We start from the raw sequence: 18,530 nt of genomic DNA on the forward strand, positions 1-18,530 counted from the left end.
AAGGAGTAAGTTATTTACTCTCTATCCAATTTATACTTTGAAATGTCGGTTCCAAACGACAGATTCAGACTTTCGAGCAAATCATCAAGCTCAGAAAGCGATTTCTTACCGAAGTTGCGGAACTTCAAGAGGTCAGTCTTGTTGTACTGAACGAGATCACCAAGAGTCTCAACATCAGCAGCTTTCAGACAGTTGAGTGCACGAACACTGAGATTCATGTCGACCAACTTAGTCTTGAGCAATTGACGCATGTGGAGTACTTCCTCATCAAATTCCTGGTTGCCGTCCTGGTCTGGTGACTCAAGAGTAATCTTCTCATCAGAGAAGAGCATGAAATGATAGATGAGTATCTTTGCTGCTTCCTTCAGTGCATCCTTCGGGTGAATGGAACCATCCGTTGAAACTTCAATAACCAATTTGTCATAGTCGGTTTTCTGCTCGACACGATATGGCTCAACTGAATATTTCACATTACGGATAGGGGTGTAGATAGAATCGATTGGAATAACGTTGACATCAGTGCAGAACTCACGGTTTTCATCAGCCGGAACATAGCCACGACCTTTGTTGATAGTGAGATCTATCTGCATTGAAGCTTTGGCATCTAAATGACAAATCACCAAATCAGGGTTTAACACTTCAAATCCAGTCAGATATTTACCAATATCACCTGCTTTGAATTCTGTTGAATTCTCTACAGTGATACTAACTTTCTCGTTCTCGAATTCTTCTACTACTTGCTTGAATCTTACTTGTTTCAAATTCAAGATAATATTGGTTACATCTTCCTTTACACCAGGAACTGAAGAGAATTCATGCTCAACACCGGCAATACGGATGGTGTTGATAGCATACCCCTCCAATGATGAAAGAAGAATGCGTCGCAAAGCATTACCAATGGTAACACCAAAGCCTGGCTCAAGTGGACGGAATTCGAACTTGCCGAACTTCTCACTGGCCTCCAACATTACAACTTTATCAGGTTTTTGAAATGCTAATATCGCCATTAATTCAATGATTTATTTAGAGTACAACTCAACGATTAACTGTTCCTTAATATTCTCTGGGATGTCAGCACGCTCTGGCTTGTGCAAGAACTTACCGCACTTAGAATTGTCGTCCCATTCAATCCAAGGATACTTGCTGTGGTTGAAACCTGCAAGTGCAGCCTCAATCACCTCGAGAGACTTAGACTTCTCACGAACAGCAATCACCATACCAGGCTTAACAGCAAAAGATGGGATGTTTACTACTTTACCGTCAACAGTGATGTGCTTGTGACCTACAAGCTGACGTGCAGCAGCACGAGTAGGAGCAATACCAAGACGGAATACTACGTTGTCAAGACGACATTCGAGATTCTGAAGGAGAACCTCACCGGTAATACCATCAGCCTTTGCTGCCTTCTCAAACATATTACGGAACTGACGCTCGAGCACACCATAAGTGTACTTAGCTTTCTGCTTCTCTGCCAACATGACACCGTACTCAGACATCTTTCTGCGACGGTTGTTGCCATGCTGTCCAGGAGGGAAGTTTCTCTTGGACAAAACTTTGTCAGCACCGAAGATGGGTTCTCCAAATCGGCGTGCAATTTTAGATTTCGGACCTATATATCTTGCCATAATATAAAATATGTGCTAAATTAAAATATGATTGTATAGTTGGATTAAACCTTACGACGCTTAGGAGGACGACAACCGTTGTGTGGCAACGGAGTAACGTCAATGATTTCAGTAACCTGAATACCTGCAGCATTTACGGCACGGATTGCAGATTCACGACCGTTACCAGGCCCCTTCACGTAAGCCTTAACCTTACGCAGACCAAGCTCGAAAGCGATCTTAGCACAATCTTCACCAGCCATCTGGGCTGCATACGGCGTGTTCTTCTTAGAACCACGGAAGCCCATCTTACCAGCTGAAGACCAAGAGATAACCTGACCTTCACTGTTAGCCAAAGATACAATGATATTATTGAATGAACTATGAACGTGAAGCTGACCAATAGCGTCTACTCTTACGTTTCTCTTCTTAGATGTTGCTTTTGTCTTTGCCATAATTAATTTCCATTAAAATTACTTAGTAGCTTTCTTCTTGTTAGCAACAGTCTTCTTCTTACCCTTGCGAGTACGAGCATTGTTCTTAGTGCTCTGACCGCGAACAGGAAGACCATTACGATGTCTAACGCCACGATAGCAACCAATATCCATCAGTCGCTTAATGTTCATTTGGATCTCAGAACGAAGATCACCTTCTACCTTGAACTCAGCGCCGATAATTTCACGGATCTTGGCAGCCTGATCGTCAGTCCATTCGCTGACCTTCAGGTCACGGTTTACACCGGCCTTATCCAATATCTTTGCTGAACTACTTCGACCTATACCATAGATATAAGTCAATGCGATTTCGCCACGCTTATTCTGGGGCAAATCTACTCCAACAATTCTTATTGCCATTTTTTAATTTGAATAAAAAATTTAATAAATAAAATCTGTCTCTCGTCAAAGAACGTGCAAAGTTAAAAATAAATATTGATTTATTTCAACGTTTACGATACTTTAACATTAACCCTGACGCAATTTAAACTTAGGGTTCTTCTTGTTGATAACGAACAGACGACCTTTACGACGAACAATCTTGCAGTCTGCTGTACGCTTCTTTAATGATGCTCTTGTTTTCATATCAATGTGTATATGAGGTAATTATTTGTATCTGAAAACGATTCTGCCTTTAGTCAGATCATAGGGACTCATCTCTACCTTCACTTTATCACCAGGTAGTATCTTGATGTAATGCATACGCATTTTACCAGAAATGTGAGCAACAATCTGAACTCCATTTTCAAGTTCTACACGGAACATTGCATTTGACAGACTCTCAACAATTGTTCCATCCTGCTCGATGGCGGATTGCTTTGCCATAAACTATTTTCTTACTTAATGATTTTCTATTTCTTCAAACGTTGATAAAATCTCTGCCTTTCCCTTTCGAATTGCGATAGTATGCTCGAAATGAGCAGCAGGCTTACGGTCACGAGTAACGATGCTCCATTTATCGGGTAACAACCAAATATTGCGCTCGCCCATCGTAATCATAGGTTCAATGGCTATACACATACCAGCTTTCAACATAACGCCATTGCCACGAACCCCATAATTGGGAATCTGAGGTGCTTCATGCATCTTCTTGCCAATGCCATGACCGGTTAATTCTCTGACGACACCGTAACCAAAGCTTTCGCAATAGTCTTGAACAGCAGCACCTATATCTCCGACATGTTTCCCTGCAACAGCCTGCTCTATACCCTTATACAAGGACTCTTTTGTAACATCAAGCAATTGCCTGACCTCGGGTGAAACTTCACCTACTGCAAATGTATAACAGGAGTCTCCGTTATAACCATCGAGAAGAGTGCCACAATCAATAGAGATAATATCTCCTTCTTTCAGTACAACCTTGTCACTTGGAATTCCATGAACGACAACGTCATTAACGGAAGTACAGATTGAAGCCGGGAAAGGCCCTCCAAAAGGATTAGGGAAGTTCTTGAATGTAGGCGTTGCGCCATGATCTCTGATAAACTCCTCTGCAATTTTATCCAGTTGAAGGGTCGTCACCCCTGGCTGTATATGTTTGCCTAACTCTGCAAGTGTTGCACCAACAAGTTGGTTTGCCTTGCGCATCAAGCTTATTTCATCTTCTGTCTTCAGAAATATCTTCATTCGATTGACTCTGATTAATAGGCTGAGACACCACCGTTACGTGTATGACCAGAGTTCAGAAGTCCATCGTAATGACGCATCATCAAATGACTCTCTATCTGCTGGAGTGTATCAATGACCACACCAACAAGAATCAACAACGATGTACCACCAAAGAACTGTGAAAAGCCCTGCTGCACATTCAAAAGTCCAGCGAGAGCAGGCATTATAGCGATAAACGCAATAAACAAAGAACCTGGGAAAGTAATTCGAGACATAATGGTGTCGATATACTCAGCCGTATCCTTACCGGGTTTTACTCCTGGAATGAAACCGTTATTGCGTTTCATGTCTTCTGCCATCTGAGTTGCATTCAGAGTGATGGCTGTATAGAAGTATGTGAATGCTATAATCAAAACGACATAGATCACATTATACAGTACACTGCGGTTGTCCATCAAAGAACGGACTACCCACGATGCATTTTCACTCTGATACTGAACGATTACCAATGGAATGAACATCAGTGCCTGGGCAAAGATGATAGGCATCACATTAGCTGCGAACAACTTCAATGGGATATACTGACGAGCACCACCATACTGCTTGTTGCCAACTATACGCTTAGCATACTGAACAGGCACCTTACGTGTTCCCTGCACCAAAAGAATTGATGCACACACTACAGCATACAGGATGAGTATCTCAACGATGAACATCACAATACCACCACCGGAGATAGCTGTGAAACGAGAGGTTACCTCCTGAATGAATGCCTGTGGCAGACGTGCAATGATACCAATCATAATAATCAGAGAGACACCATTTCCAACACCTTTGTCCGTAATACGCTCACCGAGCCACAGAATAAACATACTACCCGCTGCGAGGATAATTGTTGCAGGAATAATGAAGACAGTCCAAGAGACACCGCTGGCCAAAGCCTGACCAGCCTGTGTCTTCAGATTCATGAGGTAAGCCGGTGCCTGAAAGACTAAGATAGCAATCGTAAGCAGACGGGTGTACCAGTTTATCTTCTTTCTTCCGCTTTCACCCTCACGCTGCATCTTCTGAAAATAAGGCACAGCAACAGCGAGGAGTTGCATAACGATAGAAGCTGAGATGTAAGGCATAATTCCAAGTGCAAAGATAGATGCATTGGAAAAAGCTCCACCAGAGAACATGTCCAGAAGCGACATCAAGCCACCTGCGGTCTGCGACTGAAGCGTTTCCAACTTAGCCGGATTAATACCAGGAAGTACGACAAACGATCCAAAACGGTATATTGCCGTAAAGAGTATCGTTATCAGTAATCGCTGACGCAAGTCCTCGACCTTCCAACAGTTCTTTAGTGTCTCAATAAACTTTTTCATTTACTTAGATTATAGTTGCGTTACCACCTACTGCCTTGATAGCTTCTTCGGCAGACTTAGAGAATGCATTTGCTTCAACATCAAGTTTTGCTTTCAACTTGCCATTGCCGAGAACCTTAACAAGTTCCTTACCATTGGTAAGACCTGCATCCTTCAACTCTGCAACGCCAATCTTCGTAAGGCTCTTTGCCTCTGCAAGTTTCTGAAGTGTTGAAAGGTTAACAACGAAGTATTCCTTATGGTTGATATTCTTGAAACCAGCCTTCGGCACACGACGCTGAAGTGGCATCTGACCACCTTCAAAACCAATCTTTTTCTTATAACCAGAACGAGCCTTAGCACCCTTGTGACCACGGGTAGAAGTACCACCGAGTCCAGAACCTGGACCACGACCGATACGACGACGTGAATGGGTAGAGCCTGCAGCTGGTTTCAAATTATTTAATTTCATAATCGATTCGATATTAAAAGATTAATTATTCAACTACGTTTACCAGATGATGAACCTTACGGATCATACCACGAACGCTAGGAGTATCTTCAACTTCAACAACCTGAGAAATCTTACGAAGTCCCAAGGCAAGAAGCGTACGCTTCTGATCAACCGGATAACCGATTTTACTCTTCACCTGTTTGATTTTAATTGTTGCCATTCTTAATTCTCCTATTAACCGTTAAATACTTTGTCCATACTGATACCACGCTCACCTGCAATCGTGTAAGCATCACGCATCTGAGTAAGTGCAGAGATTGTAGCCTTCACAAGGTTATGAGGGTTAGAAGAGCCCTTTGACTTTGCAATCACGTCGGTAACACCTACACTCTCAAGCACAGCACGCATAGCACCACCAGCCTTCAGACCAGTACCGGCTGCAGCTGGCTTCAGGAGCACCTGAGCACCACCGAATGAGACTTCAACTTCATGAGGTACTGTACCTTTCAATACAGGCACCTTAACGAGGTTCTTCTTTGCAGACTCAACGCCTTTTGAGATAGCTGTTGTTACCTCACCGGCCTTACCAAGACCCCAGCCGATAACACCCTTGCCATCACCTACAACGACGATAGCAGCGAATGTGAATGTACGACCACCTTTTGTAACCTTGGTCACACGGTTGATAGCAACCAGACGATCTTTCAATTCTACGTCACTATTTACTTTTACTTTATTCATTGCCATAATCGTTTAGAATTTAAGTCCACCTTCTCTGGCTGCATCGGCAAGTGCCTGCACACGGCCATGATAGAGATATCCGTTACGGTCGAATACGACTGCTTCGATGCCAGCGGCCTTTGCCTTTTCAGCAACAAGTGCACCGACTTTCTTTGCCTGTTCAATCTTAGCCAGTTTCTCAAGGCCAAGCGAAGAAGCTGAAGCGAGCGTCTTACCTGTCAAATCATTAATTACCTGAGCATAAATCTGCTTGTTAGAGCGGAAAACACTAAGACGTGGACGCTCAGCCGTTCCATTTACACTCTTGCGAATGCGGAACTTTATCTTAATTCGTCTTTCTACTTTCTTTGTTGTCATAATCGTAAAATCAATTAAAATTACTTAGCTGCAGCGGTCTTACCAGACTTTCTGCGAATAACCTCACCCTGGAACAGGATACCCTTTCCTTTGTAAGGTTCAGGCATACGGAAAGAACGAATTTTAGCACAGATGAGACCAAGCAACTGCTTGTCGCAAGACTCGAGCGTAAGAATTGGGTTCTGATTTCTTTCTGACTTCGACTCCACCTTGACTTCTTTTGGAAGTTCCATAAAGATAGGGTGAGTATAGCCGAGTGAGAATTCAATAAGATTACCTTGGTTAGAAACACGATAACCTACACCTACGAGTTCGAGTACCTTCTTGTAGCCCTCACTTACACCGACAACCATGTTGTTTACCAATGAACGATAAAGACCATGGAAAGCCTGCTTCTGCTTTACATTTACAGGACTGTTTTCATCAACGGTGAAAGTAATCTGACCATCTGCAATCTCCATCTTGATGGATGGATCAACAAACTGAGAGAGTTCACCCTTTGGGCCTTTGACTGTAACTACATTTGTCTTTTCATCGAAGTTGACATTAACTCCTGATGGAATACTAATTGGCAATTTACCTATTCTTGACATATTAAAATCCTCCAATTAATAAATGTAGCAAAGAACCTCACCACCAATCTTCAAAGCGGTGGCTTCCTTGTCTGTCATTACACCTTGGGATGTAGATAAGATTGCGATACCTAATCCGTTAATTACTCTCGGCATGTCCTTGTAACCGGTGTACTTTCGGAGACCTGGTGTAGACACGCGCTTCAAACTCTTGATAGCACTCTGCTTTGTTGAAGGATTGTACTTCAGTGCGACCTTGATTGAACCCTGGGGACCATCTTCAACGAACTTGTAGTTCAGAATGTATCCCTTCTCGAAGAGGATCTTAGTGATCTCTTTCTTCAAGTTAGACGCAGGAACTTCAACTACACGGTGATGAGCCATGATTGCATTTCTGAGTCTTGTCAGATAATCTGCTATTGGATCTGTCATAAAATATAAATGTTTAATTAATCGGGACTACCCCGACAATATTAAAAAAATAATCCGTTTGAAAAACGATTGAAGTAAAGTGAGTGATATTCTCTGTCAAGACAACTGCTGTCAGATGAATTTCCAATCTGCATCAGGTTACGGTGTGATTTGCATCAGATCAGCGTGTAATATGAGTCATCTCACCACGCAATATGCGTCAGATTGCAAAGCATTGTGCAACAGTCTGTCTGTCAACACAAAAGACATCAATCACTTTCTTGAATATCGATTTTACCAGCTTGCCTTCTTCACTCCGGGAATCAAACCTGCTGATGCCATCTCACGGAACTGGATACGAGAGAGACCGAACTGGCGGATATACCCTTTAGGACGGCCTGTAATCTTGCAACGGTTGTGGAGACGGATAGGGTTAGCATTCTTTGGAATAGCCTGGAGTTTACGAGCTGCCTCGTAAGCTTCAGCAGGATCCTCAGAAGTAGCGATGATCTTTTTCAGAGCTGCGCGCTTTTCAGCGTAACGAGCAACAAGCTTTGCACGCTTAATTTCGCGGGCTTTCATTGATTCTTTTGCCATATTCCTTAATCGTTTTTAGCGTTCTTGAATGGAAGACCGAAAGCCTTGAGCAGCGCAAGACCTTCTTCGTCAGTCGCAGCTGAAGTTACGAAGGTGATGTTCATACCCTGGATGCGGTCGATCTCATCGATATTAATCTCTGGGAAGATAATCTGCTCGGTAATACCCAAAGTGTAGTTACCGCGGCCATCGAGCTTGGTAGCGATACCCTTGAAGTCACGGATACGTGGAAGAGAAACGCGGATGAGCTTCTCAAGGAACTCATACATGCGCTCACCACGCAATGTCACCATAACACCGATTGGCATCTTCTTACGAAGCTTGAAGTTTGCAATATCCTTCTTAGAATAGGTTGCAACAGCCTTCTGACCAGTGATTGCTGTGATTTCATTAACTGCTACGTCAACAATCTTCTTGTCCTGTGTAGCATCGCCGAGACCCTGATTAATCACAATCTTCTTCAAGACAGGAACCTGCATTGCCGAAGAATAGTTGAACTGCTTCTGAAGTGCAGGAGCAATGGTCTCCTTATATACTTTCTTTAACTGTGCTGTATCCATTACTTAATTTCCTCCCCTGACTTTTTAGCGATACGAATCACGTTCTTGCCTTCATGCTTGATGGCAACACGAGTGGCCTTGCCACTCTTTGGATCGATCAGACTCAGATTTGAAATATGAATAGAAGCCTCCTGCTTTACGATGCCTCCCTGGGGGTTCTTAGCTGAAGGCTTGGTGCTCTTTGAAACGAGGTTTACTCCCTCTACGATAGCACGGTTCTTGCTAACCAACACCTTGAGCACTTTACCAGTCTTGCCCTTGTCGCTTCCGGCAAGAACAACAACTTTGTCGTCTTTTCTTATATGTAATTTACTCATTACTTACTTGTTTTATGATTAATTAAAGAACCTCTGGTGCCAAAGAAACAACCTTCATATTCACAGTGCGAAGCTCACGTGCAACAGGGCCGAAGATACGGCTTCCACGAAGTTCGCCTGCATTGTTGAGCAACACACAAGCGTTGTCGTCGAAACGGATGTAAGAACCATCGGCACGACGGATTTCTTTCTTTGTGCGAACGATCAAAGCCTTTGATACTGCACCCTTTTTCAAATCACTTGATGGGATGACGTTCTGGACAGCTACCACAATAACGTCACCGACACTGGCATAACGACGGCGGGTACCACCAAGAACACGGATACATTTAGCCTCACGTGCGCCGCTGTTATCACATACTGTAAGTTTTGATTCTGCCTGTATCATAATTACTTAGCTTTTTCAACAATTTGTACTAATCTCCATCTCTTTGTCTTAGACAGAGGACGAGTTTCTATGATCTGCACTGTATCACCTACATTTGCCTCATTCTTCTCGTCATGAGCATGGTATTTCTTTGTCTTCTGAACAAACTTACCATAAATAGGGTGCTTCTCTTTGAACTTAGATGCAATAACAATGGTTTTATCCATTTTGTTGCTGATGACAACACCCTGTCTTACTTTTCTTAAATTTCTTGTTTCCATCTGGACCATTATTATTTATTAAGTTCTCTCTGACGAAGTTCTGTTTCGATGCGCGCGATATCACGACGAGCTGCCTTAATCTGTGATGGATTCTCAAGAGGTGCAATTGAATGGTTCAGCTTCAACTGGTTGAGCTGTGCCTTTGCATTCTCCAACTTCTCTGCCAATGCATTGACATCGAGTTCTTTCAATTCTTTCATCTTCATAGTTTAAGCGTTTTTATCGAAATCACGTCTAACAACAAACTTTGTCTTTACAGGAAGTTTCTGTGCTGCAAGGCGGAGAGCCTCTTTAGCAATATCAAAAGAAACTCCTTCTACTTCGAAGAGGATACGACCCGGTGTAACCGGTGCTACCCATCCAGCAGGATCACCCTTACCTTTACCCATACGTACATCGGCTGGTTTACGAGTGATTGGCTTATCAGGGAATATACGGATCCAGACCTGACCCTGACGGTTCATATAGCGGTTTACGGCTACACGAGCTGCCTCAATCTGACGGCTGTTAATCCACTTCGGCTCAAGTGTCTTGATACCGAAAGAACCAAAAGCCAGCTGTGTACCTCTGTGCGCGTTGCCTTTATTGCCGCGTCCATCTTGAGGTCTTCTATATTTTACTCTTTTTGGCTGTAACATGATAGCTTCTACTTTTAACGGTTATTGTTTCTCTTACGATTACCGCGGCCATTACGACCATTAGAACGGCCACCATTCTGCTTCTCCTGAGTAAAGTTAGGTGTAAGTTCACGCTTACCGTAAACCTCACCACGGCAAATCCATACTTTAATACCCAGAAGGCCTACCTTTGTGAGGGCCTCAGTTGCACAGTAATCGATGTCTGCACGGAATGTATGCAAAGGAGTACGCCCCTCTTTGAACATTTCCTTACGGGCCATTTCAGCGCCGTTCAGACGACCTGTAATTTGAACCTTGATACCTTCAGCACCTGCACGCATCGTGTTCTGAACAGCCATCTTGATGGCACGACGGTAAGAAATCTTACCCTCCACCTGGCGAGCGATGTTGTTGGCCACGATGTTAGCGTCGAGTTCAGGCTTCTTTACTTCAAATATATTGATTTGGATGTCTTTCTTATAGAGCTTCTTCAACTCTTCCTTAAGTTTATCAACATCCTGACCACCTTTACCAATGACGATACCCGGACGGGCAGTACAAATAGTGATGGTGACGAGTTTCAACGTACGCTCGATGACGATACGAGAAACACTGGCCTTAGCCAGACGCTCGTTGAGATACTTACGGATTTTGCAATCCTCTACGAGATTGTCTCCGAAGTTCTTGCCACCAAACCAATTTGAATCCCAACCACGGATAATACCAAGTCGGTTGCTTATTGGATTAACTTTCTGTCCCATTCTATTCTTATTTTTCGTCGTTAGTTTTGGCATCAACAAACAAAGTCACGTGATTTGAACGCTTGCGGATTCTGTAACCACGACCCTGTGGTGCAGGTCTCATACGTTTCATTGTAACACCTTCATCAACGAAGACTTTGCTGATATACAATTCACCGTCTTCAGCTTTGCGGTCATTCTTTGTCTCCCAGTTAGCAATTGCTGAGCGAAGTAATTTCTCAACGTCTGCAGCAGCCTGCTTTTTAGAGAACTTAAGTACTCCGAGGGCACGACTAACTTCCATACCACGAATCATGTCTACAACGTAGCGCATCTTGCGTGGAGAAGAAGGAACTCCCTTGAGCTTTGCGAAGTACAGATTTTTGCGAGCTTCCTTAATTTTCTCAGCTGCGATATGTTTTCTTGCTCCCATTATTATTCTTATTTGTTAAATGGATTAACCCCGCTTACTTCTTGTTATTACCAGAGTGACCACCGAAACGGCGTGTAGGTGCAAACTCTCCGAGCTTGTGACCAACCATATTCTCAGTAATGTAGACAGGGATAAATTTGTTTCCGTTATGAACTGCAACAGTGTGTCCCACAAAATCAGGGGAAATCATTGATGCTCTGGCCCAAGTCTTCACTACACTCGACTTACCACTCTCGTTCATAGCGAGAATCTTCTTCTCGAGCGATACGTTGATATATGGACCTTTTTTTAATGAACGACTCATAATTTACTCTTTATTTTTTGTTAGCTCTTTCGATAATATACTTGTTTGAAAGCTTCTTTGGTGCACGAGTCTTGAGACCCTTAGCGTAAAGACCCTTACGAGAACGTGGATGTCCACCACTCTGACGACCTTCACCACCACCCATCGGGTGATCAACAGGGTTCATAACAACACCACGGTTGTGTGGGCGACGACCCAACCAGCGAGAGCGACCAGCCTTACCAGACTGCTCCAATGCATGATCAGAGTTACCAACACTACCTACTGTAGCTTTACAAGCACTCAAAATCTGGCGAGTTTCACCAGAAGGGAGCTTAATAACACAATAACTGCCCTCACGAGAAGTCAACTGAGCAAAGTTACCAGCCGAACGAACAAGCAAAGCACCCTGCCCCGGACGCAATTCAATGTTATGAATTACCGTACCGACAGGAATGTTTGCAAGTGGAAGAGCATTACCGATTTCAGGAGCAGCCTCTGCACCAGACATCAGTGTAGCACCTACCTGCAGTCCGTTAGGAGCAATAATGTAACGTTTTTCACCATCAGCGTAGAACAAAAGTGCAATGCGAGCAGATCTGTTAGGATCATACTCGATTGTCTTTACTACAGCTGGAACACCATCTTTCTCTCGCTTGAAGTCTATCAAACGATACTTCTGCTTATGGCCACCGCCAATGTAGCGAACGGTCATTTTACCAGTGTTGTTTCGACCACCGGTAGAACGTTTGCCGTAAACGAGAGACTTCTCTGGCACGGATGCAGTAATATCCTCGAACGTGCCAATAACCTTGTGTCTTTGTCCCGGTGTAACCGGGTTTAATTTACGTACTGCCATTTTTTATTTTAAATATTGCTGTAAAAATCAATTGTGTCGCCATCCTTTACAGTGACGATTGCCTTCTTGAACGCATTCTTCTGACCTTTAATGAGACCAGCCTTTGTATAACGGCTTGAACGCTTACCGGCATAGCGAAGTGTATTCACATCAACTACTGTAACATTATATAGGGCCTCGACTTCCTTCTTAATTTGGAGTTTATTAGCCTCTGGACGAACGATAAAGCCATACCGACTTGGGTTCTTCTCAGTAATCTTGGTTTGCTTCTCAGTAACCAATGGTTTAATGATAAATGCCATAATCTAATTCTCCTTTTTACTTATTTAAGATTCCGTCAATAGCCTTAAGCGCACTTTCAGCAATTACAACAACATCTGCATTCAAAACTTTATACGAATTGAGCGATGTTGCTGTCATCACTTCTGCACCCTGAATATTACGAGCGGACAAATATACGTTTTTATTTACTTCTGGCAAAAGAACAAGTGTCTTCTTACCTTCGACTTTAATATTTTTTGTAAAATTTACAAATTCTTTAGTCTTAGGAGCCTCGAAATTAATGTCTTCTACTACAACAACAGCATTATCTTGAGCTTTGTAGGAGAGAGCTGATTTACGAGCAAGAACTTTTACCTTTTTGTTCAATTTGAAGTCATAATTACGTGGTTTAGGACCAAACACACGAGCACCACCTACCAATACAGGGGAGTTGATATCACCTCGACGGGCACCACCGCCACCTTTCTGGCGACCAAGTTTGCGAGTAGAACCACTCAGTTCGCTTCTTTCCTTTGTTTTTGCAGTACCTTGACGCTGTGCTGCAAGATACTGTTTAACATCAAGATAAAGCACGTGATCGTTAGGCTCAATTCCGAAGATAGCCTCATTGAGGTTTACCTTTCTTCCAGTCTCCTGACCGTTGATATTTAAAACGCTAACTTCCATTACTTTTTGATTAATACGGTTGAACCATTACATCCAGCAACAGATCCCTTTACAAGAAGGAGATTATGCTCTGGAATTACCTTTAACACTTGGAGATTCTGAGTAGTAACGCGATCACCACCCATCTGACCAGCCATACGCATGCCTTTGAAGACCTTCGCTGGATAAGAACAAGCACCGATAGAACCCGGCTTACGAGCTCGGTCATCCTGACCGTGAGTACTCTGGCCTACACCACCGAAACCATGGCGCTTAACGACACCCTGGAAACCTTTACCTTTAGAAGTACCTACTATATCTACAAATTTAGCGTCAGCGAAAAGTTCAACAGTAATTGTATCACCGAGGTTATGCTCCTCATCGAACTTGAACTCGGCCAAGTGCTTCTTTGGTGTTGTGCCTGCCTTCTTGAAGGTTCCCATCATTGGCTTGGAAGTACGATTTTCCTTTGCCTCCTCGAAACCCAACTGAAGTGCTTTGTAACCATCTTTTTCTTCTGTCTTTACTTGGGTTACAACACAAGGACCTGCTTCGATAACAGTGCACGGTACATTCTTACCGTCGGCACTGAAAACGGATGTCATTCCGATTTTTTTTCCAATTAATCCTGGCATTTCAATAAAAATTTAATCGATTAATAATTTACTCTCTTTGAATTAGACTTTAATCTCAACCTCTACTCCTGATGGCAACTCAAGTTTCATCAGCGCATCAACAGTCTTTGCTGTAGAACTATAGATGTCAATAAGACGCTTGAAGTCTGACAACTGGAACTGTTCACGTGCTTTCTTGTTAACGAAAGTTGAACGGTTCACGGTGTAAATGCGCTTATGCGTTGGCAATGGGATAGGGCCACTGACAATAGCACCTGTAGCTTTTACAGCCTTCACAATTTTCTCAGCTGACTTGTCAACCAGCATATGGTCGTAAGATTTCAGCTTAATTCTGATTTTCTGACTCATTGTTTGTAATTTATAAAATTATTAATAAAATGAAGCAAAGAGGTACGCAGTTTAAGAGTCATTCGCTAAACAGCGCCTCTATGCTTTGTAGTTTTTCTCAATTAGAGAAGTTCTGCATGACCATGAACCTCTTCAAGCACAGCCTTAGCAATGCTGGTAGATAGTGCTGCATGGTGATCATACTCCATAGAAGAAGTTGCACGGCCAGAAGTGATAGTACGCAGAGCTGTTACATAACCGAACATTTCTGCCAATGGAACCATTGCTTTCACGATACGTGCACCGCTACGAGCTTCTTCCATACCCTGAACAAGACCGCGACGCTTATTCAAGTCTCCGATAACATCACCCATATTCTCTTCAGGAGTAACGACCTCTACCTTCATGATAGGCTCCATCAGAACAGGACCAGCCTTCGGACAAAGTACCTTGAATGCCTGATGAGCAACCAATTCAAATGACAACTGGTCAGAGTCAACCGGGTGGAAGCTACCATCCGTCAATGTCACTTTCATGCCTGTCATTGGGAAACCTCCGAGAACACCGTTGCTCAAGCAATCAGCAAAGCCCTTCTGAACAGAAGGTATGAATTCCTTAGGCACGTTACCGCCTTTCACCTCATTGATGAACTGCAAGTCGCCTTCTGTGTAGTCTTCGTCCTTAGGAGCGATAGTTACATCAATACAAGCAAACTTACCACGACCACCAGACTGCTTCTTATAAGTTTCGCGACTCTGTGCCGTACGAGTAATAGCCTCCTTATAATTAACCTGAGGTTTACCTTGATTACATTCTACCTTGAACTCACGCTTCAAACGGTCGATAATAATATCAAGGTGAAGCTCACCCATACCGGAAATAATAGTTTGTCCACTCTGCTCATCTGTACGAACAGTAAAGGTTGGATCTTCCTCAGCAAGTTTAGCAAGACCGTTATCCATCTTGGCAACATCAGCCTGACTCTTTGGTTCAACAGCAATAGAAATCACCGTATCAGGGAATGTCATGGACTCCAATACGATTGGATGATTCTCATCACAGAGTGTATCACCGGTACGGATATCCTTGAAACCAACTCCTGCTCCAATATCACCTGCATCGATAGAATCCATAGGTATCTCCTGCTTAGAGTTCATCTGGAACAGACGACTGATGCGCTCACGCTTACCGGAGCGTGGATTGTATACATAAGAACCTGCAGCAATCTTACCCGAATAAACACGAAAGAACACCAAACGGCCCATGAATGGATCAGTAGCAATCTTGAAAGCAAGTGCAGAAGTCGGAGCATCCTCTGAAGGTTTACGATCCTCTTCCTCGTCAGTATCAGGATTAGTACCTACGATATTCGGTGTATCAAGTGGTGAAGGCAGGAATGCACATACATAATCAAGAAGTGGTTGCACACCTTTATTCTTGTATGAAGAACCGAGCAACATCGGGCAGCACTCCATTGCTACGGTACCCTTACGGATAGCACGAAGCAACATCTCTTCTGAGATTTCCTTACCATCAAGATAAAGTTCCATAACTTCATCATCAAAGTTTGCTGCACCCTCAACAAGTTTCTCACGCCATTCAGCAGCTTCATCAGCAAGGTCAGCAGGTATTTCTTCTACATCATACTCTGCGCCCATGGTCTCGTCATGCCACAAGATAGCCTTCATCTTAAGCAGGTCTACGACACCCTTGAAGTTTTCCTCTGCACCGATAGGTATCTGGATAGCAATAGGATTAGCACCCAAGATATCCTTCATCTGCTGAACCGTCTCAAAGAAGTTAGCTCCTGAACGGTCCATCTTGTTCACGTAACCGATACGTGGTACATTGTATTTATCAGCCTGACGCCATACGGTTTCTGACTGTGGCTGAACACCATCAGCAGCAGAATAAGTAGCGACAGCACCATCAAGCACACGCAGAGAACGTTCAACTTCAGCTGTGAAGTCAACGTGTCCCGGAGTATCAATCAAGTTGATTTTATATGACTTGCCCTCGTAGTTCCAGTTACAAGTAGTGGCAGCAGAGGTAATTGTAATACCGCGCTCCTGCTCCTGAGCCATCCAGTCCATTGTAGCTGCACCATCATGAACCTCACCAATCTTGTGAGTCTTACCTGTATAGAACAGGATACGTTCTGATGTAGTAGTCTTACCAGCATCAATGTGGGCCATGATACCGATGTTACGAGTCAAATGTAAATCGCGATTTGCCATTTTCTTTTTACCTTTATTGATTAGAATCTGAAATGAGCGAATGCACGGTTAGCCTCTGCCATGCGGTGCATATCTTCCTTACGCTTGAATGCACCACCCTGATTGTTGTATGCATCCATAATCTCAGCAGCAAGCTTCTCTGCCATTGACTTTCCACCGCGCTTACGGGCGAAAGCAATCAAATTCTTCATTGAGATACTCTCCTTACGATCAGGACGGATTTCCGTAGGAACCTGGAAAGTAGCACCACCGATACGGCGACTCTTTACCTCAACCTGAGGAGTGATGTTATCCAAAGCCTGCTTCCAGATTTCGAGTGCAGGCTTTTCTTCCTTAGCCATCTTCTCATTCACTGTATCAAGAGCTTTGTAGAAAATCTCGTATGAAATGGTCTTCTTACCATCATACATCAAATGGTTCACGAACTTTGAAACCTTTTGGTCATTGTAAACTGGATCCGGAAGGATCACACGTTTCTTTGGTTTTGCTTTTCTCATTTTGTTTTGAAAAATAAATTCTGCTTGGGGTTGTTATTCATGTTCTTCAATATCCGCACCCGGACATTTACTCAACCTGCGTTCAACAATTCTCCAGCAAAACGTTTGAATAAAAAAATCTTTGGCCTTGTAATTTACTTCTTACCTGCCTTTGGACGCTTAGCACCATACTTTGAACGACGCTGTGTACGGTTTGCAACGCCTGCGGTATCAAGTGTACCACGAACGATGTGATAGCGTACACCAGGAAGGTCTTTCACACGACCACCACGAACAAGTACAATACTATGTTCCTGAAGGTTGTGACCTTCTCCAGGGATGTAAGAGTTTACTTCCTTCTGGTTTGTCAAACGAACACGAGCAACCTTACGCATTGCTGAGTTAGGCTTCTTAGGAGTCGTTGTGTAAACACGAACACAAACACCACGACGCTGTGGACAGTTGTCCAAAGCCGGAGACTTGCTCTTGTCTACGATGTCCTTTCTGCCTTTTCTTACTAACTGTGAAATTGTAGGCATAATTTTACTTTTTAATTTATATATTTTATTTTGTTTATTATCAACAAATTACGAACAGTGCTCAATAAAGCCTATTTCGGGCTGCAAAGGTACAAACAAATCTTCAAACTACCTAATTATAAAGACGACATAAAGTCTACATCTTATGCAAATTTGCAAGATATAGACTTTATTAACATTTATTTTGAATAAACAAAAACCTCCCCCCACTCACTTCCAAGGAGGAGAGTTCCGAACTGATAAGGTTTTATTTGCCAGTAGTTCTTTATGTCCTTTATATAACAGAACACTCAAAACAAGCAGACTTCGCTTATCATTCTCACATAAAACATACAAGATATAGTATTGACATCCCATTCTAAGAAGCCTATCGCAAGTTCATTCTCCCCTCCCTTGGGAGGGGCAGGAGTAGGTATCAGCGGCTTCCCTACGACTCTGTTTCCGGCATCTTGAATGGCGTGGCTATTCGATCTTGCTGCTCTGGAATTGTGATTTTACCAAACTGCTGCTCGTAGTTATACAGGTTTTCCTGCAAAGCCTGAAGCAAACGCTTGGCATGTTCGGGAGCCATGACGACACGAGCACTGACCTCCGGCTTTGGCATCCCTGGCAACATTGTTGCAAAATCAAGCACAAAATCAGAACTTGAATGCGTTATCAGAGCCAGATTAGCATAGACACCTTTCGCTATTTCCGGTTTCAAATCTATTTGCAGACCCTGCTGCTGATTGTTATCATTTTCCAT

At 43.2% G+C, this 18,530-nt stretch carries 33 protein-coding genes; all 33 read right to left on the minus strand.

The features are described from left to right. Window positions 1-14: 14 nt before the first annotated feature. Window positions 15-1,007 carry a DNA-directed RNA polymerase subunit alpha gene (locus HMPREF2983_RS00875; protein ID WP_004371763.1) on the minus strand — a complete coding sequence of 331 codons (993 nt, stop codon included), beginning with the start codon at window positions 1,005-1,007 and terminating at the stop codon, window positions 15-17. A gap of 12 nt (window positions 1,008-1,019) precedes the next feature. Beyond that, window positions 1,020-1,625: a 30S ribosomal protein S4 gene (gene rpsD, locus HMPREF2983_RS00880; protein ID WP_004371764.1), complete on the minus strand. Its 606-nt coding sequence runs from the start codon at window positions 1,623-1,625 to the stop codon at window positions 1,020-1,022. A 44-nt stretch (window positions 1,626-1,669) separates the two neighbouring features. Further along, window positions 1,670-2,059 (minus strand): 30S ribosomal protein S11, encoded by a 390-nt coding sequence (gene rpsK, locus HMPREF2983_RS00885; protein ID WP_004371765.1) that lies wholly within the window; start codon window positions 2,057-2,059, stop codon window positions 1,670-1,672. Window positions 2,060-2,077: 18 nt separating this feature from the next. Beyond that, entirely contained in the window at window positions 2,078-2,458 is a 381-nt protein-coding gene (gene rpsM / locus HMPREF2983_RS00890; protein WP_004371766.1) for a 30S ribosomal protein S13, read from the minus strand. A 108-nt stretch (window positions 2,459-2,566) separates the two neighbouring features. Beyond that, entirely contained in the window at window positions 2,567-2,683 is a 117-nt protein-coding gene (gene rpmJ / locus HMPREF2983_RS00895; RefSeq protein WP_004335771.1) for a 50S ribosomal protein L36, read from the minus strand. 21 nt (window positions 2,684-2,704) lie between these two features. Next, entirely contained in the window at window positions 2,705-2,923 is a 219-nt protein-coding gene (gene infA, locus HMPREF2983_RS00900) for a translation initiation factor IF-1 (protein ID WP_004371767.1), read from the minus strand. Window positions 2,924-2,938: 15 nt separating this feature from the next. Then, window positions 2,939-3,724, minus strand: coding sequence for a type I methionyl aminopeptidase (gene map, locus HMPREF2983_RS00905; RefSeq protein WP_070665761.1), 786 nt, complete (start codon window positions 3,722-3,724; stop codon window positions 2,939-2,941). Window positions 3,725-3,738: 14 nt separating this feature from the next. Further along, window positions 3,739-5,076, minus strand: coding sequence for a preprotein translocase subunit SecY (gene secY, locus HMPREF2983_RS00910; RefSeq protein ID WP_070665764.1), 1,338 nt, complete (start codon window positions 5,074-5,076; stop codon window positions 3,739-3,741). Between the two features lie 4 nt (window positions 5,077-5,080). Next, window positions 5,081-5,527, minus strand: coding sequence for a 50S ribosomal protein L15 (gene rplO, locus HMPREF2983_RS00915; protein ID WP_004371770.1), 447 nt, complete (start codon window positions 5,525-5,527; stop codon window positions 5,081-5,083). Window positions 5,528-5,552: 25 nt separating this feature from the next. Further along, the gene (gene rpmD / locus HMPREF2983_RS00920; RefSeq protein WP_004371771.1) at window positions 5,553-5,729 is read right to left on the minus strand and encodes a 50S ribosomal protein L30; all 177 of its coding nucleotides are present in this window, start codon (window positions 5,727-5,729) and stop codon (window positions 5,553-5,555) included. A gap of 14 nt (window positions 5,730-5,743) precedes the next feature. Then, the gene (gene rpsE, locus HMPREF2983_RS00925) at window positions 5,744-6,256 is read right to left on the minus strand and encodes a 30S ribosomal protein S5 (protein ID WP_004371772.1); all 513 of its coding nucleotides are present in this window, start codon (window positions 6,254-6,256) and stop codon (window positions 5,744-5,746) included. Between the two features lie 6 nt (window positions 6,257-6,262). Then, window positions 6,263-6,607 (minus strand): 50S ribosomal protein L18, encoded by a 345-nt coding sequence (gene rplR / locus HMPREF2983_RS00930; RefSeq protein ID WP_004371773.1) that lies wholly within the window; start codon window positions 6,605-6,607, stop codon window positions 6,263-6,265. A 20-nt stretch (window positions 6,608-6,627) separates the two neighbouring features. After that, window positions 6,628-7,200, minus strand: a complete 573-nt coding sequence (gene rplF, locus HMPREF2983_RS00935) for a 50S ribosomal protein L6 (RefSeq protein WP_004376953.1) — start codon at window positions 7,198-7,200, stop codon at window positions 6,628-6,630. Window positions 7,201-7,215: 15 nt separating this feature from the next. Further along, window positions 7,216-7,611, minus strand: coding sequence for a 30S ribosomal protein S8 (rpsH, locus tag HMPREF2983_RS00940; protein ID WP_004371775.1), 396 nt, complete (start codon window positions 7,609-7,611; stop codon window positions 7,216-7,218). Between the two features lie 273 nt (window positions 7,612-7,884). After that, window positions 7,885-8,187: a 30S ribosomal protein S14 gene (rpsN, locus tag HMPREF2983_RS00945; RefSeq protein WP_004371776.1), complete on the minus strand. Its 303-nt coding sequence runs from the start codon at window positions 8,185-8,187 to the stop codon at window positions 7,885-7,887. Between the two features lie 5 nt (window positions 8,188-8,192). Next, entirely contained in the window at window positions 8,193-8,747 is a 555-nt protein-coding gene (gene rplE / locus HMPREF2983_RS00950; protein WP_004371777.1) for a 50S ribosomal protein L5, read from the minus strand. Then, window positions 8,747-9,064, minus strand: a complete 318-nt coding sequence (gene rplX, locus HMPREF2983_RS00955; protein WP_004371778.1) for a 50S ribosomal protein L24 — start codon at window positions 9,062-9,064, stop codon at window positions 8,747-8,749. Before rplX ends, rplE begins: the two co-directional genes overlap by 1 nt. A gap of 22 nt (window positions 9,065-9,086) precedes the next feature. Then, the gene (rplN, locus tag HMPREF2983_RS00960) at window positions 9,087-9,452 is read right to left on the minus strand and encodes a 50S ribosomal protein L14 (RefSeq protein WP_004371779.1); all 366 of its coding nucleotides are present in this window, start codon (window positions 9,450-9,452) and stop codon (window positions 9,087-9,089) included. Between the two features lie 2 nt (window positions 9,453-9,454). Beyond that, a complete protein-coding gene (rpsQ, locus tag HMPREF2983_RS00965) occupies window positions 9,455-9,721 on the minus strand; it encodes a 30S ribosomal protein S17 (protein ID WP_004371780.1) in 267 nt (88 codons plus the stop codon). A gap of 2 nt (window positions 9,722-9,723) precedes the next feature. Next, window positions 9,724-9,918: a 50S ribosomal protein L29 gene (gene rpmC / locus HMPREF2983_RS00970; protein WP_004371781.1), complete on the minus strand. Its 195-nt coding sequence runs from the start codon at window positions 9,916-9,918 to the stop codon at window positions 9,724-9,726. 3 nt (window positions 9,919-9,921) lie between these two features. Beyond that, window positions 9,922-10,350 (minus strand): 50S ribosomal protein L16, encoded by a 429-nt coding sequence (gene rplP, locus HMPREF2983_RS00975; protein WP_004371782.1) that lies wholly within the window; start codon window positions 10,348-10,350, stop codon window positions 9,922-9,924. Window positions 10,351-10,364: 14 nt separating this feature from the next. Continuing rightward, complete coding sequence (rpsC, locus tag HMPREF2983_RS00980) at window positions 10,365-11,090, minus strand: 30S ribosomal protein S3 (RefSeq protein WP_004376951.1); 726 nt, start codon at window positions 11,088-11,090, stop codon at window positions 10,365-10,367. A 7-nt stretch (window positions 11,091-11,097) separates the two neighbouring features. Then, window positions 11,098-11,502: a 50S ribosomal protein L22 gene (rplV, locus tag HMPREF2983_RS00985; RefSeq protein WP_004371784.1), complete on the minus strand. Its 405-nt coding sequence runs from the start codon at window positions 11,500-11,502 to the stop codon at window positions 11,098-11,100. Window positions 11,503-11,536: 34 nt separating this feature from the next. Beyond that, complete coding sequence (rpsS, locus tag HMPREF2983_RS00990; protein ID WP_004371785.1) at window positions 11,537-11,806, minus strand: 30S ribosomal protein S19; 270 nt, start codon at window positions 11,804-11,806, stop codon at window positions 11,537-11,539. 10 nt (window positions 11,807-11,816) lie between these two features. Next, entirely contained in the window at window positions 11,817-12,644 is an 828-nt protein-coding gene (rplB, locus tag HMPREF2983_RS00995) for a 50S ribosomal protein L2 (protein WP_004371786.1), read from the minus strand. An 8-nt stretch (window positions 12,645-12,652) separates the two neighbouring features. Beyond that, complete coding sequence (gene rplW / locus HMPREF2983_RS01000; protein WP_004371787.1) at window positions 12,653-12,946, minus strand: 50S ribosomal protein L23; 294 nt, start codon at window positions 12,944-12,946, stop codon at window positions 12,653-12,655. 16 nt (window positions 12,947-12,962) lie between these two features. Further along, the gene (rplD, locus tag HMPREF2983_RS01005) at window positions 12,963-13,592 is read right to left on the minus strand and encodes a 50S ribosomal protein L4 (RefSeq protein WP_004371788.1); all 630 of its coding nucleotides are present in this window, start codon (window positions 13,590-13,592) and stop codon (window positions 12,963-12,965) included. Continuing rightward, entirely contained in the window at window positions 13,592-14,206 is a 615-nt protein-coding gene (gene rplC / locus HMPREF2983_RS01010; RefSeq protein WP_004371789.1) for a 50S ribosomal protein L3, read from the minus strand. The genes rplD and rplC overlap by 1 nt, the downstream gene beginning before the upstream one ends. Before the next feature lie 42 nt (window positions 14,207-14,248). Further along, window positions 14,249-14,554, minus strand: coding sequence for a 30S ribosomal protein S10 (gene rpsJ / locus HMPREF2983_RS01015; protein ID WP_004371790.1), 306 nt, complete (start codon window positions 14,552-14,554; stop codon window positions 14,249-14,251). A 101-nt stretch (window positions 14,555-14,655) separates the two neighbouring features. Next, window positions 14,656-16,770, minus strand: a complete 2,115-nt coding sequence (gene fusA, locus HMPREF2983_RS01020; protein WP_004371791.1) for an elongation factor G — start codon at window positions 16,768-16,770, stop codon at window positions 14,656-14,658. Window positions 16,771-16,790: 20 nt separating this feature from the next. Beyond that, window positions 16,791-17,267: a 30S ribosomal protein S7 gene (rpsG, locus tag HMPREF2983_RS01025; RefSeq protein WP_070665767.1), complete on the minus strand. Its 477-nt coding sequence runs from the start codon at window positions 17,265-17,267 to the stop codon at window positions 16,791-16,793. A 134-nt stretch (window positions 17,268-17,401) separates the two neighbouring features. Further along, window positions 17,402-17,785, minus strand: coding sequence for a 30S ribosomal protein S12 (gene rpsL, locus HMPREF2983_RS01030; RefSeq protein ID WP_004371793.1), 384 nt, complete (start codon window positions 17,783-17,785; stop codon window positions 17,402-17,404). Window positions 17,786-18,212: 427 nt separating this feature from the next. Beyond that, window positions 18,213-18,530, minus strand: a complete 318-nt coding sequence (locus HMPREF2983_RS01035; RefSeq protein ID WP_018920503.1) for a DUF3467 domain-containing protein — start codon at window positions 18,528-18,530, stop codon at window positions 18,213-18,215.

This window comes from Prevotella sp. HMSC077E09, from assembly GCF_001814685.1.
Classification (GTDB): domain Bacteria; phylum Bacteroidota; class Bacteroidia; order Bacteroidales; family Bacteroidaceae; genus Prevotella; species Prevotella oris.